At 69.1% G+C, this 18227-nt stretch carries 18 protein-coding genes; 12 read left to right on the forward strand and 6 right to left on the reverse strand.

What is annotated here, in order from left to right; genetic code table 11:
• Positions 1-165 precede the first annotated feature (165 nt).
• The 5 genes from FOZ70_RS21235 to FOZ70_RS21255 all read left to right on the forward strand — a co-directional run bounded on the left by FOZ70_RS21235 (position 166) and on the right by FOZ70_RS21255 (position 3811).
• Positions 166-597 carry a ribonuclease gene (locus FOZ70_RS21235; RefSeq protein ID WP_021159265.1) on the forward strand — a complete coding sequence of 144 codons (432 nt, stop codon included), beginning with the start codon at positions 166-168 and terminating at the stop codon, positions 595-597.
• 16 nt (positions 598-613) lie between these two features.
• Entirely contained in the window at positions 614-1177 is a 564-nt protein-coding gene (locus FOZ70_RS21240) for a barstar family protein (RefSeq protein ID WP_021159266.1), read from the forward strand.
• 260 nt (positions 1178-1437) lie between these two features.
• Positions 1438-2127 carry a hypothetical protein gene (locus FOZ70_RS21245; protein ID WP_124590439.1) on the forward strand — a complete coding sequence of 230 codons (690 nt, stop codon included), beginning with the start codon at positions 1438-1440 and terminating at the stop codon, positions 2125-2127.
• A 47-nt stretch (positions 2128-2174) separates the two neighbouring features.
• On the forward strand, positions 2175-2918 hold the full coding sequence (locus FOZ70_RS21250) for a hypothetical protein (RefSeq protein ID WP_059857742.1): 744 nt from the start codon (positions 2175-2177) through the stop codon (positions 2916-2918).
• A 62-nt stretch (positions 2919-2980) separates the two neighbouring features.
• A complete protein-coding gene (locus tag FOZ70_RS21255; RefSeq protein ID WP_219706641.1) occupies positions 2981-3811 on the forward strand; it encodes a hypothetical protein in 831 nt (276 codons plus the stop codon).
• Positions 3812-3868: 57 nt separating this feature from the next.
• Here FOZ70_RS21255 and FOZ70_RS21260 read toward each other — a convergent pair whose 3' ends face one another.
• From FOZ70_RS21260 to speE, 3 genes are all read right to left on the reverse strand, one after another.
• Entirely contained in the window at positions 3869-4636 is a 768-nt protein-coding gene (locus FOZ70_RS21260) for a 16S rRNA (uracil(1498)-N(3))-methyltransferase (RefSeq protein ID WP_059484620.1), read from the reverse strand.
• Positions 4637-4653: 17 nt separating this feature from the next.
• Positions 4654-5070, reverse strand: coding sequence for a VOC family protein (locus FOZ70_RS21265; RefSeq protein ID WP_021159271.1), 417 nt, complete (start codon positions 5068-5070; stop codon positions 4654-4656).
• Between the two features lie 161 nt (positions 5071-5231).
• Positions 5232-6089, reverse strand: coding sequence for a polyamine aminopropyltransferase (gene speE / locus FOZ70_RS21270; RefSeq protein WP_174416283.1), 858 nt, complete (start codon positions 6087-6089; stop codon positions 5232-5234).
• Between the two features lie 215 nt (positions 6090-6304).
• Between speE and tkt the strand changes: the two genes are divergently transcribed.
• On the forward strand, positions 6305-8377 hold the full coding sequence (gene tkt / locus FOZ70_RS21275; protein WP_219706642.1) for a transketolase: 2073 nt from the start codon (positions 6305-6307) through the stop codon (positions 8375-8377).
• An 86-nt stretch (positions 8378-8463) separates the two neighbouring features.
• Complete coding sequence (gene gap, locus FOZ70_RS21280) at positions 8464-9474, forward strand: type I glyceraldehyde-3-phosphate dehydrogenase (protein ID WP_006485712.1); 1011 nt, start codon at positions 8464-8466, stop codon at positions 9472-9474.
• A 75-nt stretch (positions 9475-9549) separates the two neighbouring features.
• Here gap and FOZ70_RS21285 read toward each other — a convergent pair whose 3' ends face one another.
• On the reverse strand, positions 9550-10440 hold the full coding sequence (locus tag FOZ70_RS21285; RefSeq protein WP_021159274.1) for a LysR substrate-binding domain-containing protein: 891 nt from the start codon (positions 10438-10440) through the stop codon (positions 9550-9552).
• A gap of 151 nt (positions 10441-10591) precedes the next feature.
• Between FOZ70_RS21285 and FOZ70_RS21290 the strand changes: the two genes are divergently transcribed.
• The 4 genes from FOZ70_RS21290 to FOZ70_RS21305 all read left to right on the forward strand — a co-directional run bounded on the left by FOZ70_RS21290 (position 10592) and on the right by FOZ70_RS21305 (position 15063).
• On the forward strand, positions 10592-11365 hold the full coding sequence (locus tag FOZ70_RS21290; protein ID WP_219706643.1) for an SDR family NAD(P)-dependent oxidoreductase: 774 nt from the start codon (positions 10592-10594) through the stop codon (positions 11363-11365).
• 154 nt (positions 11366-11519) lie between these two features.
• Entirely contained in the window at positions 11520-12968 is a 1449-nt protein-coding gene (locus FOZ70_RS21295; protein WP_059493423.1) for an MFS transporter, read from the forward strand.
• Between the two features lie 69 nt (positions 12969-13037).
• On the forward strand, positions 13038-13994 hold the full coding sequence (locus FOZ70_RS21300; protein WP_219706644.1) for a 2-hydroxyacid dehydrogenase: 957 nt from the start codon (positions 13038-13040) through the stop codon (positions 13992-13994).
• 10 nt (positions 13995-14004) lie between these two features.
• Positions 14005-15063 (forward strand): L-idonate 5-dehydrogenase, encoded by a 1059-nt coding sequence (locus FOZ70_RS21305; protein ID WP_059706675.1) that lies wholly within the window; start codon positions 14005-14007, stop codon positions 15061-15063.
• A 107-nt stretch (positions 15064-15170) separates the two neighbouring features.
• On the opposite strand, the gene FOZ70_RS21310 is transcribed toward FOZ70_RS21305, so the two are convergent.
• Entirely contained in the window at positions 15171-16370 is a 1200-nt protein-coding gene (locus FOZ70_RS21310; RefSeq protein WP_219706645.1) for an MFS transporter, read from the reverse strand.
• Between the two features lie 312 nt (positions 16371-16682).
• Here FOZ70_RS21310 and cynR point away from each other — a divergent pair, with 312 nt between their 5' ends.
• Positions 16683-17573: a transcriptional regulator CynR gene (gene cynR / locus FOZ70_RS21315; protein ID WP_060054850.1), complete on the forward strand. Its 891-nt coding sequence runs from the start codon at positions 16683-16685 to the stop codon at positions 17571-17573.
• A 36-nt stretch (positions 17574-17609) separates the two neighbouring features.
• Here the strand turns inward: cynR and FOZ70_RS21320 are convergent.
• On the reverse strand, positions 17610-18227 hold a 618-nt coding region (locus FOZ70_RS21320), incomplete at its 5' end, for an FCD domain-containing protein (protein WP_219706646.1).

Below are 18227 nucleotides of genomic sequence, written 5' to 3' on the forward strand. Positions count from 1 at the left end.
TCCTGTGTAAGATAAATGTAGTGTAATTTCGGTAAAAAATGCGCCGTTCCGGGCATCGCGATGCTTTCGATTCCCAAACGGACATTGATTCGCGCGGACAATAACGCTACGCTAACGCCTTTGTTGGTCGTCAACTACTTGATTTAACAGCGGGAACCCTGGTTCATGGCACGCAAGTGGCTCCGCAACGGCGCGCTCGCGTCCGTCTTCGCGATGTTCGCGATGGGTATCGTCGGCACGCCGACGGGCAGTCTGGTTTCCGCCGCTTACGCACGGGAGGCCGTTGCGGCCGACGTCGCGGCGAGCGGGCTCGATACGATCCCGACCGCCAGTCTTCCGCGCGAGGCCGTGACCACGCTGGGCCTGATCGGCGCTGGCGGCCCCTATCCGTACGAGAAAGACGGCGTCGTGTTTGGCAACCGCGAGCGGATCCTGCCAAAAGCGAAGCGCGGCTACTACCATGAGTACACGGTACCGACGCCGCGTGCCCGCAATCGCGGCGCGCGCCGGATCGTCTGTGGCGGGCCGTTGCGCCGGATCGACAACTGTTATTACACGGGCGACCACTACAACAGTTTTAAACGTATTGTTGAATGACTTCGGGACGAATGGCATGAGCGACTCCATCTACGCGCACGAAACGGCGGCGGCGGAACTGTTCGCGGCCGGCGACGGCAATCTGTTTCAGCGCGTGATTCAACTGCACGCGGCGGCGCAGGCCGGCGGCACGCCGGAGCAACAGGAAGCCGAGCCCGGGCTTTCATCGAACGAGGAGCCTATGAGCCTTTTCACGACCGTGCGACCCAATCTCGTGCAGTCGATCCGCGCGTTCCGCGTGCAGGATCTTGCCGACGAAGCCGGCCGGCTCGGCCAGCATTTCCTGTATGCGTATTGCGGCGCCGCGCAGTCGAAGCAGGAAGTGATGGAAACGATCGCGACGTCGTTCCTGTTCCCGAAGCATTTCGGGAAGAACTACGACGCGCTGTACGACTGCCTGACCGACCTCGTCGCGAAGGCCGGCGCGCAGCCCGGTTTCGTGATCGTCCTCGAAGGGCTGCCGATCGCGCAGAAATTCGACAAGGAAGGGCGCGAGACGCTGCTCGACGTGTTCCGCGAGGCGGCCGAGTTCTGGGCCGAGCGCAAGGTCGCGTTCCGCGTGTTCTACTCGTTCGCGTAAGCACGGGGCGGCCAACGGCCGATCCGGCGAACTTCCGTCAAAAGCCCGCTTCGAGCGGGCTTTTTTGCGTCCGCGCGTGATGCGTGGGCGGCGTCCGGCCCGACAAAGACCTTTCATCGCGCACTTTTTTCCGCGACAATCGATCGGCCCGGCCGCGGCGGCCGCTGCGGCCGGGCGCACAACACCAATCATTCGAGAGAGGGCCGTTTCCCATGACCGCTACCCGATTCGCGGCGCCCGCCCGTGCGCGCCGTCCGCTCGTGCACGCGCTGGCCGCGTGCGCCCTGTCGCTCGGCATCCCGCTGGCCGCGCAGGCCGCGCCACTCACACCCGAACAGACTGTCGACATTTATCTGGGCGCCATCGTTAACAACGACGCGGCCAAGGTCGAGCAATTCAACGACTCGGTGCGTGCGAGCGCCGATCCGAAGGATGCCCGGAACATGTTGTTGCCGGCCGACATGTACGGCGACATGCGTGAACAGATGCTCGGGCAGGTAATGGCGATGCTGTCGGAATCCGGGCGCGAGGCGCTGGCGCCGTCGCTCGACTCGATGGTGGTCGCGTACACGGGCGCGTTGCGGCGCTCGCAATGCAACGCCACCGGTGTAAAGCGCACGCCGGGCGCAGGCGGGAATGGGCAGGACCGTGTCACGGTCAGTTTCGAGTGCAAGGTGGCCGACGTCACGCCGCCGGGAGACGAGGCCATGAAAGCGCGCGCGAGCGCGAAAACCGACCCGCAGCGCTTCGCGGCGGCCAAAACGATATACACGGGCCTGGCGCGGGCATTTAACGACGCACCGGTCAGCCGGCGCATCACGGGGCAGGTGGAGATGGTCGGTTCGGACAGCAAGGGCTGGACGACCGACAGCCCCGAAAGCCTGCTGAAGCCCGTCGTCGACGCGCTGTCAGGCCCGGTCGTCGCGGCGATCGCCGCCAGCCAGCAATGAGGCCGCCGCGCCGGCCCGATCGATTCGACACCGACATGACCGGACCGATGAACGTTGCCCTTCATGCGCGCCGCGGCGCGCGTTTTCCGTTGTTCCAGGCCGCGCGGGCGGCCGTGCTGTCCGCGCTCGTCGTGGCCGGTGCCGCGCACGCGGCGGTGCTGACGCCCGAGCAGACCACCGATCTGTATCTCGGTACCTTCGTCAACGGCGACGTCGCCAAGGCGATGCAGTTCAACGATGCAATGCGCACGCGCTTCAAAGGCAAGGACGCGCTCGACGTCGCGGCCATCCCGAAGCTCGGCGACACGATGCGCGACAACATGATCGCCGCGCTGCTGTCGAAGATGCCGGCCAGGTCTCGTGCGGCGTTGCGCGCACCGGTCAGCGCGTCGATCACGTCGTATCAGCATGTGCTGGCCCGTTCCGAATGCAAGGCGACCGGTTCGACGCAGAAGCCGAACGAGTATGTGGAGGGCGAATCCATCGCGACGGTCGATTTTTCGTGCCGTGTCGTGGACGTGGGGCCCGGCGTGAAGGCGCTGAAGGAGAAGCTGGGCAACCCGCGCCTGAAGACCGACAAGGCCCGGACGGCCTTCCTCGCCGAGTTTTTCTCCGGCATGGCGCACGTCTACGACGAGGCGCCGATGGGCCGCACCGTGACGGGGCAGGTCGATCTCTACGGCACGAACGAGAAGGGCTGGCTCACGGGCTCTCCGGGTGACGTGCTGTCGCCGCTGGTCGACGCACTGCTGGATCCGATCGGCTCGGCGGGCGGCGAAGCCGGCAAGTAAGCGGCTTGATCGCGGCCGCTGCACATGGCCGGCGTGCCGCGCATTCGAACGGGGAGTGAACGATGGGGATCCTCACACGAGGGATGCGGGTTGCCGCGGTGGTTGTTGCGGTGTGCGGCGCGGCCGTGGCGGGGGCGAGCGCCGCCGAACCGGCCTCGTTGCAGGGTTCGCCGGCGGCGCACGCGGCCGTCGAGCGGCTGCTCGCCGATCTGCGCACGCGCTCGACGCCAGGCCAGTATGCTGCGGTGGCCCGCGCGATTCACGCGTCGCCGGCGCTGGCGGCGCAACTGGACGAGCTGGTCGAGGCCGGCCTGCTGACGCGCATCGCGGTCGACAGCGGCGAGCCCGCGCTCGGCAGGACGACCGGCGCGTTGCGCAACGGGGGCGTGTGGATCCTGACGCCGGCGTTCGTCGCGAACCAGGCGCCGCGGCGCCTGTTCGACGTCGTGGAGGCCGACGACATCCTGCCGGACAACATGGTGTTCGCGCTCGGCTACATGGCATGGCGCGCGAAGCACGATGCCGACGTGAGCCGCGCGGCCGACGCGCTGCGGGCGTCGGACGACAGTGCGGACGCGAAGAAGCAGCAATGGATCGACCTGAACACGCGGATCGACGCCGGCGGCTTCATCCAGGGCTGGAACGACACGGTGGACGCGGCCACGTTCCAGCATGACGGTCGGCCGATCGGCATCGTGCCGGCGGTACAGATGATGATGAACCTGCGCTATCGCGGCCCGCTGCTCAAGGCGATCCGGGCGACACCGCCGGCCCGGACGCTGCGGATCACCGGGCCGGCGCTCGCGCTCGACGCGGACAACCTCGACGCGCTGGCGTCGGCGCTCAAGACTTCGCCCGTCATCGATATCGAGCCGTTGAGCGTGGCACGCTGACCCGCGTCGCCGTGCGCCGTCGTCATGCCGCGGCGCGTGCCCGGCCGCGCATCGCCATCACCACCCGCCCCAGCGCGCCGCGAGCGCCGCGAGCACCGCCGCACCAGCCGTCTCGGTGCGCAGCACGCGGGGCCCGAGCGACAGCGCGGTGAACCCGCGTGCGCGGGCCGCGTTTTCCTCGTCGGGCGACAGCCCGCCTTCCGGCCCGATCAGCAGCGTGACGGTTGCCGCAGGCGGCGCGTCGGGCAGCGACGCAAACGGGATGCTCGCGCGCGGCGACAGCAGCAGCCGCAGTTCGCCGTCGGCCGGTGCGGCCGGCAGCGTATCGAGCCACGCGTTGAAGCCGGTGACCTGCGCGACGTCGGGCACGCGGTTGCGCCCGCATTGTTCGCACGACGCGCGCACGACGCCGCGCCAGTGCGCGACACGCTTGTCCGCGCGCTCGCCGGCGAGCTTCACGACGCCGCGCGCGGTCGACAGCGGCACGACCGCGGCAACGCCGAGCTCGACGGCTTTCTCGATCACCCAGTCCATCTTGTCGCCGCCGGCGATGCCTTGCGCGAGTGTCACGCGATAAGGCGGCTCGGCTTCGGCCGGCTCGAACGTGTCGATCTGTGCGAGCGCGCTGCGCTTGTCGATCTCGACGAGCCGCGCGCGGTACTGGCCGCCCGTGCCGTCGAACAGCGCGAGCACGTCGCCAGGCTGCAGGCGCAGCACCTGCGCGTGGCGCGCGACATCGGCCGGCAACGCGAGCGTGGCGTCGGCGCGCAGTGCCGCGTCGACGAAAAAGCGCGGCACGGCCGCGGTGGTGGTGGCTTCGTTCATGCGTGTAGCGGTTGGGGTCATGCGTCGAGACGGCGCCCGAGCGCCCATCGGTAGCCGTCGAGATCCTCGATCTGCGCGAACCGGTCGCCCCAGAACTGATCCTGCGGCGGGCTCAGCGATTTCGCGCCCGCGTCGAGCGCGCGCTGCCAGGTGGCGTCGACGTCGTCGACATACAGGTAGAACGACTGCGGCGCGGTGGCGTTCGCGCTCTTCGGCGTGAGTGCGGTCGAGCCGAACGCACCCTCGGGCGCGAACATCACGATCAGCTGGCCGCGGTAGGCCATCTCGACGTGCATGATCGCGCCGTCCTCGTCGTGCACGTCGCGCAGCTCGAAGCCGAATGCGGCCTTGAAGAAATCGATGGCTGCGCGCGCGTTGCGTACGGCCAGGTAGGGTGTCAACCAAGGCACGTTGGCCGGACGTGGATCGGTCATGAAAATCTCCTGTGTGGGCGCTTCGGCGCGTGCGCTGATTCCATGCTTCGGCGTTCGTTCAGGGGGCGGCGCGGCGTCCGGGGCGACTCGCCCCGGTGCTGCACGTCACGCATTTTGCGAAGACCCGACGGGAAAGCGAAGCGAGGCGGCCGCGCCGACGCTCAGCGGCGAACGCCCAGTGTATCGCGCAGCGCGCGCGGCAGGGCAAAGAGGGACGCATGCAGCCGGGCGTCGTAGTAGCGCAAACCCTGGACGCGGCGGGCCGCGAGCCGTTCGTCGACGTCATGCGCGAACAGCGCCGCCGCATCGAGCGTGTCGCTTGCGATCGCCATCAGCCACTGCGAGCCGTATAGCGGCACGTGCGCGGACAACGGATCGACGACCGAGAAGCTCGCGCGCAGGTCGTCGAGCAGCGCGGCGATGCGCGCCGCGTGGAACACCGGCGAGCCGAGGTGCATCGAGATCGCGCCGCGCGGCGTCAGGATCCGCTTGAGCCGCGCGTAGAACTCGCGCGTGTAGAGGCCGGCCGCCGGCGAATCGGGCGGCGTGAGGTCGAACACGACGAGATCGAAGTGCTCGACGGTCGACGTGACGAAATGCGCGGCGTCGCCGATCACGACCTCGACGCGCGGGTCGTCGAGCGCGCCCTGGTGCACGTCGTCGAGATAACGGCGCGCCATGCCGACCACTTCGTCGTCGAGCTCCGCGACGACGATCCGCTCGATGCATGCGTGCTTGAGCAACTGGCGCGCGGCGCCGCCGTCGCCGCCGCCGAGCACGAGCGCCTTCCTCGGGCACGGATGCGCGAGCGCGGCCGGGTGCGTCATGCACTCGTGGTACACGTATTCGTCGCCGACCGACGTCATTGGCCGGCCGTCGAGCGTAAACAGGCGGCCGAGCTGCGGCGTTTCCCAGACTTCGATCTGCTGGTGCGGCGACGCGACGTGCGCGAGCCGACGGGCGTTCGGGAAGCCGTATGTAGCGTCGGGCGTGGGATGAAAAAGAAGGGTCGTGCTCACGGGCGGGCCGCCAGGGCAGGGAGTTCCGACGTCTGAATTATAGGAGGCGGGCGGTTTGACGGAAAACCGTGCCGGAACACTACGCGCCGACAAGGGAAATGTCAGGCCATCTGTTAAAATGACGAGCTTTGCAGCCTCGTCCGTAGGCTCCGTCCGCTTCGCGTCCGTCAGGCGCCGCACCGCGCGCCGGGAACGATCGACGCCCGAGCTTCCGGATGCCGCCGTGCCCCCGTTTCCTCGACTCGTTCTCCGGACTCGACATGACGACTTCGTCTCCCGCCTCCACCACCCTGATGGCCAACGCGATCCGCGCGCTCGCGATGGACGCCGTCCAGCAAGCGAACTCCGGCCACCCCGGCATGCCGATGGGCATGGCCGAAATCGGCGTCGCGCTCTGGTCGCGCCACCTGAAGCACAACCCGACGAACCCGCACTGGGCCGACCGCGACCGCTTCGTGCTGTCGAACGGCCATGGCTCGATGCTGCTGTACTCGCTGCTGCACCTGACCGGCTACGACCTGCCGATCGAAGAGCTGAAGAACTTCCGCCAGCTGCACTCGAAGACGCCGGGCCACCCGGAATACGGCATCACGCCGGGCGTCGAGACGACCACCGGCCCGCTCGGCCAGGGTCTCGCGAACGCGGTCGGCATGGCGCTCGGCGAAGCGCTGATGGCCGACGAGTTCAACCGTGACGGCGCGAAGATCGTCGATCACCACACGTACGTGTTCCTCGGCGACGGCTGCCTGATGGAAGGCATCTCGCACGAAGCCTGCTCGCTCGCCGGCACGCTGAAGCTGAACAAGCTGATCGCGCTGTACGACGACAACGGCATCTCGATCGACGGCGACGTCGTGAACTGGTTTCACGACGACACCCCGAAGCGCTTCGAAGCGTACGGCTGGAACGTGATCCCGAACGTGAACGGCCATGACGTCGACGCGGTCGACGCGGCCATCGCGAAGGCGAAGCTGTCGGACAAGCCGACGCTGATCTGCTGCAAGACGGTGATCGGCCAGGGCGCGGCGACCAAGGCCGGCGGCCACGACGTGCACGGCGCGGCGCTCGGCGCGGAAGAAATCGCGAAGACGCGCGAAGCGCTCGGCTGGAAGTGGGAGCCGTTCGTGATCCCGCAGGAAGTCTACGCGGCATGGGATGCGAAGGAAGCCGGCAAGCGCGCCGAAACCGAATGGGACGCGACGTTCGCCGCCTATCGCGCGAAGTTCCCGGCAGAAGCCGCCGAATTCGAGCGCCGGATGGCCAACAAGCTGCCGGCCGACTGGGCTGAAAAGGCCGCGGCGATCATCGCCGGCGCGAACGAGCGCGCCGAGACGGTCGCGACCCGCAAGGCGTCGCAGCAGGCGATCGAAGGGCTGGCTGCCGCGCTGCCGGAGCTGCTCGGCGGCTCGGCCGACCTGACCGGCTCGAACCTGACCAACTGGAAGGCGTCGAAGGCCGTCCGCGCGAATCCGGAAGGCCCGGGCGTCGTGCTGGGCAACCACATCAACTACGGCGTGCGCGAATTCGGCATGAGCGCCGCGATCAACGGCCTCGCGCTGCACGGCGGCCACAAGCCGTTCGGCGGCACGTTCCTGACGTTCTCCGACTACAGCCGCAACGCGCTGCGCGTGGCCGCGCTGATGAAGGTGCCGTCGATCTTCGTGTTCACGCACGATTCGATCGGCCTCGGCGAAGACGGCCCGACGCACCAGTCGATCGAGCACGTGTCGAGCCTGCGCCTGATCCCGAACCACGACGTGTGGCGTCCGGCCGACACGGTCGAGACGGCCGTCGCGTGGACCCACGCGGTCGCCGCCGACCGTCCGTCGAGCCTGATCTTCAGCCGCCAGAACCTGGCATTCAACCCGCGTACCGATGCGCAGATCGCGAACATCGACAAGGGCGGCTACGTGCTGAAGGACTGGGACGAAGAGATCGTCGCGCGCAAGATCATCCTGATCGCGACGGGCTCGGAAGTCGAACTCGCGATGAAGGCCGTCGAGCCGCTCGCGCAGCAAGGCATCGCGGCACGCGTCGTGTCGATGCCGTCGACCAACGTGTTCGACCGCCAGGACGCCGAATACCGTGAACGCGTGCTGCCGCACGGCGTGCGCCGTGTCGCGATCGAAGCGGGCGTGACGTCGTTCTGGCACAAGTACGTCGGCCTCGAAGGCGGCGTCGTCGGGATCGACACGTTCGGCGAATCGGCACCGGCCGGCGTACTGTTCAAGTACTTCGGCTTCACCGTCGAGCACGTCGTCGAGACCGCCAAGGCCGTGCTGGCCTAAAGACATACGCGACGCGCGCCACCCCTCGCGCGCGTCGCACGTGAAGCTGCACGAAACGAATTTTTTCAGCCATCAGGAGATAGACCATGACGATTCGCGTCGCAATCAACGGCTACGGCCGTATCGGCCGCAACACGCTGCGCGCGTTCTATGAAAACGGCAAGAAGCACGATCTCGAGATCGTCGCGATCAACGACCTGGGCGATGCGAAGACCAACGCGCACCTGACCCAGTACGACACCGCGCACGGCAAGTTCCCGGGCGAAGTGTCGGTCGACGGCGATTACCTCGTCGTGAACGGCGACAAGATCCGCGTGCTGGCGAACCGCAACCCGGCAGAACTGCCGTGGGGCGAGCTGGGCGTCGATGTCGTGATGGAATGCACGGGCTTCTTCACGACGAAGGAAAAGGCGAGCGCGCACCTGAAGGGCGGCGCGAAGAAGGTCATCATCTCGGCACCGGGCGGCAAGGACGTCGACGCGACGATCGTCTACGGCGTGAACCACGACGTGCTGAAGGCCGAGCACACCGTCATCTCGAACGCATCGTGCACGACGAACTGCCTCGCGCCGCTCGTCAAGCCGCTGAACGACAAGATCGGCCTCGAAACCGGCCTGATGACGACGATCCACGCTTACACCAACGACCAGGTGCTGACGGACGTCTATCACGAAGACCTGCGCCGCGCGCGTTCGGCTACCCACAGCCAGATCCCGACGAAGACGGGCGCGGCTTCGGCCGTCGGCCTCGTGCTGCCGGAACTGAACGGCAAGCTCGACGGTTACGCGATCCGCGTCCCGACGATCAACGTGTCGATCGTCGACCTGTCGTTCATCGCGAAGCGCGACACGACGGTCGAGGAAGTCAACGCGATCATGAAGGAAGCATCGGAAGGCGCGCTGAAGGGCATCCTCGGCTACAACGACGCACCGCTGGTGTCGATCGACTTCAACCACAACCCGGCTTCGTCGACGTTCGACGCAACGCTGACCAAGGTGTCGGGCCGCCTCGTGAAGGTGTCGAGCTGGTACGACAACGAGTGGGGTTTCTCGAACCGCATGCTGGATACGGCTGTCGCATTCGCGAACGCGAAGTAATCCCGCACGTTGCGCGGCCGCCGCAAGGCGGCCGGCGTGGCGAACGAGCCCGGCCCGGTTTTCCGGCCGGGTTTTTTATTGCCCGGCGTTCGCCGTCACGTGTTCGAGCGCGTCGACGAACGCGCGCTTCAGCGGGCTGTCGAGATCGGTCCACGCGAGGCCGATACCGGTACGGTGCCCGGCCAGGTCGAGCGGCCGCGCGAGCACGTTCGGCGGCAGCGCGCTGGCAGCCTCCGCCGGCATCAGCCCGATTCCCATCCCCGCCGCGACGAGCGCGAGCATCGTCGTGAACTCCCCGAACTCCTGCGCGATCTCGAGCGTCGTGCCCGCGCGGCTCAGCGCGAGCAGCATGTCGTCGTGAAAGCCCGGCGCGTAGCGGCGCGCGAGCACGAACGCGGGCTGGCCGCGCAGCGCGGCCGGCGGGATGGCGTCGTGCGCGGCGAGCGGATGGTCGAGCGGCAGCGCGACGACGAAGCCTTCCTCGAGCACCACGCGCGTGTCGATGCCCGCATACGCGGCCGGCAGCCGGATCATCCCGAAATCGATCCGCCGGTCGCGCAGCGCGGCGACCTGGTCGGGCGTCGGCATGTCCTTCAGTTCGAGCGTGATCAGCGGATAGCGCTCGCGCATCGTGCGCAGCACGGCCGGCAGCAGCGCGGGCAGCACCGACGACACGAACGCGATCCGCAGCGTGCCGATCTCGCCGCGGCTCGACAGCCGCGCCATCTGTTCCGCGCGCGCGGCCTGCTGCAGCGTGGCGCGTGCCTCGGGCAGGAACACGCGCCCCGTCTCGCTCAGTTCGACCTTGTGCCGGTCGCGCTCGAACAGGCGTGCGCCGAGTTCTTCCTCGAGCGCCTTGATCTGCATGCTCAGCGCGGGTTGCACGATGAACAGGCGCTGCGCGGCGCGCCCGAAATGCAGTTCTTCCGCGAGCGTGACGAAGGCGCGCAATTGCTTGAGTTCCATGGGCGGCGGGCAGGCGTGAGCGGTAATCAGATTTCATGATAACCGGATCAAAAAAGACCATTGGCGCGGTGCCCGGCCGACGGCCGAAGATACCGTCAACGCGAGACCGGCTGCGATGGGCCGCCGGCTCGACTGGTACGAGGAGACACGCATGACCCACGCGCTCGAACGATTCCGCCTCGACGGCCGCCGCGCACTGATTACCGGTTCCGGACGCGGGATCGGGCTGACGCTCGCCCGCGGGCTGGCCGAAGCCGGCGCGGCGATCGTCATCAACGATCGCAATGAGGAGAAGGCCGCGACGCTCGTGCGGCATCTGCGCGAGGAAGGCTTCACGGCCGACTACGCGGTATTCGACGTCGCCGAGCACGCGCAGGTGCGTGCGGCGATCGACGATTTCGAGGCGCGCGTCGGCGCGATCGACATCCTCGTGAACAACGCGGGCATCCAGCGCCGCGCGCCGCTCGACGCATTCGAACCCGACGACTGGCAGGCACTGATGCGAGTGAACCTCGACGGCGTGTTCAACGTCGCGCAGGCGGTGGCGCGGCACATGATCGCGCGCGGCCGCGGGAAGATCATCAACATCTGCTCGGTGCAGAGCGAGCTCGCGCGGCCGACGATCGCGCCGTATGCCGCGACCAAGGGCGCGGTGCGGATGCTGACCAAAGGGATGTGCGCCGACTGGGCGCGCCACGGCATCCAGGCGAACGGCCTCGCGCCCGGCTATTTCGAAACCGAACTCAACCGCGCGCTGGTCGACGACGCCGCGTTCTCCGACTGGCTGTGCAAGCGCTCGCCGGCCGGCCGCTGGGGGCGCGTCGACGAGCTGTGCGGGGCGGCGATCTTCCTCGCATCGGCCGCGTCCGATTTCGTGAACGGCCAGACGCTGTTCGTCGACGGCGGCCTGACCAGCGCCGTCTGAGCGGCGGCGCGAGCGCGCCATGCGCGCAGCGCCGTTGCGCCGGCCGCGGCCGGCATCCGAATTCCCAGTAGAGCCCGCCGCACGAGCGGGCCGATGTCCCGGTCGCGATACGCGGCCGGGTTCCGGAACGGAAGGCAGGAGACAGGAGACAACGATGGATCGCATTTCCCCGCCGCCCGCGCGGCACGATGCAGGGTCCGGTGCGCCGGGCGAGACCGTCGAGCGCCGCGGCGTCGACACGAAGCAGCTCAACCGCGCGGCGTGGACCTGCTCGCTCGGCAGCGCGCTCGAATACTACGATTTCGCGTTGTACACGCTCGCATCGGCGCTGGTTTTCGGGCCGCTGTTCTTTCCCGCGCAGACCGCCGAGATGCGGCTGATCGCGAGCTTCGGCACCTACTTCGTCGGCTTTGCGGTGCGCCCGCTCGGCGGGGTCGTGTTCGGCGTGCTCGGCGACCGGATCGGCCGCAAGTTCGTGCTGACGGCGACGGTGCTGCTGATGGGCGTCGCGAGCACGCTGATCGGCGTACTGCCGACCTTCGAAACGGCGGGCTACTGGGCCCCCGGGCTGCTCGTGCTGCTGCGCATCCTGCAGGGCCTCGGTGCCGGTGCCGAGCAGGCCGGCGCCGCGGTGCTGATGACCGAATACGCGCCGCCCGGCAAGCGCGGCTTCTATGCGTCGCTGCCGTTCCTGGGCATCCAGCTCGGCACGGTGCTGGCGGCCGCGGTCTATTTCCTGCTGCTCGCCAACCTCGAGCGCGTCACCGACGGCTGGGGCTGGCGCGTGCCGTTCCTGTTCAGCGCGGTGATCGTCGCGGTCGGGATCTACATGCGCGTGCGGCTGCACGAGTCGCCGACCTTCGTGCGGCTCGAGAAGCGTGCGCAGGTATCGGCGAATCCGCTGAAAAGCGCCGTGCAGCATTCGAAGCGCTCGCTGCTGATCGGCATCGGCCTGCGGATGGCTGAGAACGGCGGCTCGTCGATCTACCAGGCGCTCGCCGTCAGCTATCTCGCGGGCGTGATCGGCATGAAGGGGCCGATCGGCGCGCTCGCGCTGGTGTGCGCGGCGACCGTCGGCGCATGTACGGTGCCGCTGGCGGGCCGGCTCAGCGACCGCTTCGGCCGCGTGCGCGTGTATCGCACGTTCGCGTGGCTGCAGCTCGCGCTCGCGTTCCCGGTGTGGTGGATCTTCAGCCAGGGGAACGTGGTCGCGAGCGTGATCGCGATCTCGGTCGCGCAGGGCTTCGCGAACTGGGGGATGCTCGGCGCGCAGGCCGCGCTGCTGCCCGAACTGTTCGGCGCGCGCCATCGTTACATGGGCGTGTCGTTCTCGCGCGAAGTGTCGGCCGTGCTCGCGGGCGGGATCGCACCGCTCGTCGGCGCGACGATCATCGCGACCGTGATCGCGCTGCACGGCGGCGATCACGCGGCCGGCGTGCGCGCCTGGGTGCCGATTGCCGCGTACCTGGTGCTGCTGACGCTGATCACGCTGTTCACGACGTCGCGGATGCCCGAAACGCTGAACCGCGATCTCGACGATCCGCTCGACGCGGCGCAGGTGGCGCAGGCCCCGGGCGCCGATGCGCTCGCGCGGCACGCATGAACGGGCCGGGCGGCTGACGCGGCCCGGCCTGCCTTCGTATTCCACTTACCTCGACAGGAGCAAGCGCAGATGGCGCACGAATCGACCCAGCGGCCCGAACTGCTGATGACGGGCCCTTACCAGCCGTGGGACGACGCATGGCTGTCGGCAGGTTATGACGTCCACCGGCTGTGGGAAGCCGCCGACCGCGCGGCGTTCCTCGCCGAACACGGCGCCGGCGTGCGCGCGATCGCGACACGCGGCGATCTCGGCGCGAATGCCGCGCTGATCGCCGCGCTGCCGAAGCTCGAGATCATCGCGTGCTACGGCGTCGGCACCGATGCGATCGACCTGGCCGCCGCACGTGAGCGCGGCATCCGCGTGACGAACACGCCCGACGTGCTGACCGGCGACGTGGCCGACCTCGGTGTCGGGCTCGCGCTCGCGATGATCCGCCGCATCGGCGCCGGCGACGCGTACGTGCGTTCCGGTGCCTGGCGCGACGGCGACATGCCGCTCGTCACGCGGCTGTATGGCAAGCGCGTCGGCGTGGTCGGCTTCGGCCGGATCGGCTCGACGGTTGCGCGCCGGCTGTCGGGCTTCGACGTCGAGCTCGGCTACTTCGACGTCGCGCCGCGCGCGGACGGCCCGCACCGCTTTTTCGGCGACCTCGCCGAGCTGGCCGGCTGGTGCGACCTGCTGATCGTCACGCTCGCGGGCGGGCCGGCGACGCGTCACCTCGTCGGCGCCGCCGTGCTCGATGCGCTCGGGCCGCAAGGCTATCTGGTGAACGTGTCGCGCGGCACGACCGTCGACGAACCCGCGCTGCTCGACGCGCTCGAGCGCGGTGCGATCGCCGGTGCGGCGCTCGACGTGTTCTGGAACGAGCCGCGCATCGACCCGCGTTTCCTCGCGTTGCCGAACGTGCTGCTGCAGCCGCACCATGCGAGCGGCACGATCGAGACGCGCCAGGCGATGGGCTGGCTGGTGCGCGACAACCTTGCCGCGCACTTCGCTGGCGTGCCGCTGGTCACGCCGGTCGTCTGAGGAGGCTGTCATGCGTATGCGTTGCATGTGTGTCGTGATCCACGGGCCGAACGACCTGCGGGTGGAAGAGCAGGACGCGGGCGAGATCGGCCCGGGGCAGGTGCGCGTCGAGGTCGCGATGGGCGGCATCTGCGGCTCCGATCTCCATTACTTCCGGCACGGCGGCTTCGGTGCGATCCGGCTGCAGCAGCCGATGGTGCTCGGCCACGAGGTTGCCGGCACGGTCGCGGAAGTCGCGCCGGACGTGACGTCGGTGAAGGTCGGCGATCGCGTCGCGGTCAATCCGAGCCGGCCGTGCGGTGCGTGCCGCTACTGCCTCGAAGGGCTGCCGAACCAGTGCCTCGACATGCGCTTCTACGGCAGCGCGATGCGGATGCCGCACGTGCAGGGCGCATTCCGCAACGCGCTCGTGTGCGACGCGGTGCAGTGCGTGAAGGTTGCCGATCACGTGCCGATGTCGCTCGCGGCGCTCGCCGAACCGTTCGCGGTCGGGCTGCACGCGGTGTCGCGCGCGGGCCCGCTGATCGGCAAGCGCGTGCTCGTGTCGGGCTGCGGGCCGATCGGCGTGCTCGCGGTCGCGGCGGCGCGCGTGCACGGCGCGGCGGAGATCGTCGCGACCGACGTCGTCGAGGCGCCGCTGGAAGTGGCGAGCGCGCTCGGCGCCGACCGCACGATCAACGCGGCGGCCGACGCCGGATGGGTCGAGCGCTACAGCGCCGACAAGGGCACGTTCGACGTGATGATCGAGTGTTCGGGCAATGCGCGCGCGCTGCGCGACGGGCTGGACGTGATGCGTCCGCGCGGGGTCGTCGTGCAGCTCGGGCTCGGCGGCGACGTCAGCCTGCCGCAGAACGTCGTGGTCGCGAAGGAGCTGTCGATCTGCGGTTCGTTCCGCTTTCACGCGGAATTCGCGCTCGCGGTGCAGCTCATCAATGCGGGACGCGTCGACCTGCGGCCGGCCGTCACGCGCGTGTTCCCGATGCGCGACGCGAACCTCGCGTTCGAACTGGCCGGCGACCGGCAGCGTGCGATGAAGGTGCTGATCGATTTCGTCGGCGAGGCTGCGTGACGGTCGCGCACCGGCGCGCGACTGTCTCGACGCGATCGTGAAAAGGGCACGCCCGCGCTTCGCGGGGCGTGCCCTTTTTCAGGGTGACGAGAAAACGCCCCGCTGAATTACTGCGTGACCTGCCGCACGCCGACGCGCTGCGACGCGAGCCACAATACGACCAGCACGCCCGCGAGCGCCGCGCCCGCGATGCACACGCCGCGCCAGCCGTCGATGCCGTACGCGACGCTCGCCGCGAACGACCCGAGCGCGCCGCCGATGAAGTAGCTCGTCAGGTAGATCGTCGTCACGCGGCTGCGCGCGTTGCCGGCCAGCGCATAGATCACGCTCTGGTTCGAGATGTGGACGCCCTGCACGCCGACGTCGAGCAGCAGGATGCCCGCGATCAGCGCCGCGAGCGAGTGCGCGCCGGCCGCGATCAGCGCGAACGACGCGAGCACGGCCGCCGCGAACAACCCCGTCGCCGCATTGCCGTGTCCGCGATCGACCAGCCGGCCGGCCGACGTCGCCGCGAGCGCGCCCACCGCGCCGACGACGCCGAACAGGCCGATCTGCCCTTCGGTATAGCTGTACGGCGGCTGGCTCAGCAGGAACGTGAGGCCCGTCCACAGCAGGCTGAAGCACGCGAACACGAGCGCGCCGTAGGCGGAGCGCAGCGCGATCAGCGGTTGCGCGCGCACCAGCGCGACGAGCGACTTCATCAGCGCCGCATAGTCGACGCGCGCGTCGCGGCGATCCTTCGGCAGCTTCACGGCGAGCACGGCCGTCAGCGCGAGCACCATCACCGCGGCGATGCCGTACACGGCCCGCCAGCCGAACCCGTCGGCGATCGCACCGGCCGCGACGCGCGCGAGCAGGATGCCGAGCAGCAGCCCGCTCATCACGGTGCCGACCGCGCGGCCGCGCGAGCGCGCGTCGGCGAGCGACGCCGCGAACGGCACCAGCAGCTGCGTCGAACAGGTGACGAAGCCGACCGCGACGTTCGCGACGACGAACATCGTGAAGTTCGTGCTGAACGTGACCGCGGCCAGCGCGACGACGTTGAGCATCAGCAGCCGCACGATCAGCGTGTGGCGGTTGACCGCGTCGCCGAGCGGGACGATCAGCAGCAGGCTCGCCGCATACCCGAGCTGCGTCAGCGTGACGAGATAGCCGAGTTCGGTCGGCGCGCGGCCGAAGCTGTGCGCGATCGCGGCGAGCAGCGGCTGCGCGTAGTAGATGTTGCCGATGACGATGCCGCACGCGCACGCGAACAGCAGCGTCATGCCGCGGGTCAGGGGAGGATGGTTGTCTTGATGCGGTTCCATGGTCGCGAAAAACAGCGGCGCCGGCCGGCGGCACGGGGCCGTCGGCTGCGCGGGGTGACGGAAATCGGGGCCGGCGTCAACGGATCGGCGGTGAACCGATGCGCGCCGGGCGGATCGCGGCCGGGCCCGGATCGGGCGGGCGGCGGATCGTCGTGCGGCGGGCGCAGGCAGGCGGGCCCGGGCGGGCCGTTCCGGTGCGGAAAGCAGGTGCGATGTGCCGGAACGGATGTGCGTATGATGCGGGAATCGAACCATAGCGTCCAAGACTGGATCGTTATGGTCTTCATTGGCAGAACCAATACAACGGCCGCCATGCTACTGCGCCACATCCGCTATTTCCTGGCCGTCGCCGAGCAGCGCAGTTTCACGCGCGCGGCCGACGCGCTGCACGTGTCGCAGCCGACGCTGTCGCAGCAGGTCCGCCAGCTCGAGGACACGCTCGGCGTGCAGCTGTTCGACCGCTCGGGCCGCATGGTGCAGCTCACCGAGTTCGGCGAGGTCTATGCGCGCCACGCGCGTGCCGCGCTGCATGAGCTCGATACGGGGCAGCGCGCGCTGCACGACGTCGCCGGCCTCGGCAGCGGGTCGTTGCGGCTCGCGATGATGCCGACCTTCGCGGCCTACCTGAGCGGCTCGCTGATCGACGCGTTCCATGCCGACTATCCGAACGTCGCGCTGACGATCGACGCGATGCCGCAGGAACGCATCGAGGCGCTGCTCGCCGACGACCGGCTCGACGCGGGCTTCGCGTTCATGCCGCCGCGCGCGCCGGACGTCGACGCACTGCCGCTGTGGGACGAGCCGCTCGCGCTCGTGACGGGCCGCACGCACCGTCTTGCGCGGCGCCGCCGCGCGCTGACGCCGGCCGAGCTCGGCGGCGAGCCGCTGGTGCTGCTGAGCCGCGCGTTCGCGACGCGCGAGAGCATCGACCGCTATTTCATCGAGCACGGCGCGAGGCCGAAGATCGCGATCGAGACGAATACGGTCAGCGCGGTGCTGGAGCTCGTGCGGTGCGGCCGGCTCGCGACGGTGCTGCCCGACGCGGTCGCGCGCGAGAGTGCCGACCTGTGCGCGCTGGAGATCGATCCGCCGCTGCCCGCGCGCACGGCTGCGCTGCTGACGCGCAAGGGCGCGTACCGCAGCGTCGCGGCGCGCGCGTTCATCGAGCGTGCGCTCGCGTATCGCGATCCGTCGGGAGGCTGACCGGTACGACGGGGCGGCGCGCGGCCGCCCGGGCCGTCAGGTGCGCGGTGTCGGGAAGAAGATGCCCGCGCGCTGCGCGGCGTTCGCGATGTGCGTTTCGATCGCGGTGCCCGCGGCGGCGGCATCGCGTGCGATCAGCGCGTCGACGATCGCGCGGTGCTCGGTCCACGTCGACAGCAGCAGCTCGCGCCGGTAGAACGGCATGCGCTGGCTTTCTTTCATGATGTCGGCGCTGCTGCGCAGGATCGATTCGATCGCCGCGTTGCCCGCGAGATGGATGATCCGCATGTGGAAGTCGAAGTCGAGCTGCGATGCCGCGTCGAGCTCGCTTTCGGTGAGCGCGACGTGCAGGTCGGCGAGATTGTCCTCGAACCACGCGATGTCGTCGTCGGTGACGACGTGCGCGGCCATTCGCGCGGCGAATCCTTCGAGCGCGTAGCGCATCTGGTAGGTATCGGGCGGCGACGACTGCTCGGCGAATCGCCACGCATGGGCGGCCGTGGCCTGCGCGCTTTCGACATACACGCCCTTGCCCGCGCGGATGCGCAGCATCCCGAGCGCCTCGAGCGTCGACAGCGCCTCGCGCAGCGACGCACGGCTGATCTCCAGCTCCTCGGAGAGCTGGCGCTGGGCCGGCAGCAGGCTGCCGACCGG

It is taken from the genome of Burkholderia sp. COPS (assembly GCF_019425585.1).
In the GTDB taxonomy this organism is placed as follows: Bacteria; Pseudomonadota; Gammaproteobacteria; order Burkholderiales; family Burkholderiaceae; genus Burkholderia; species Burkholderia cepacia.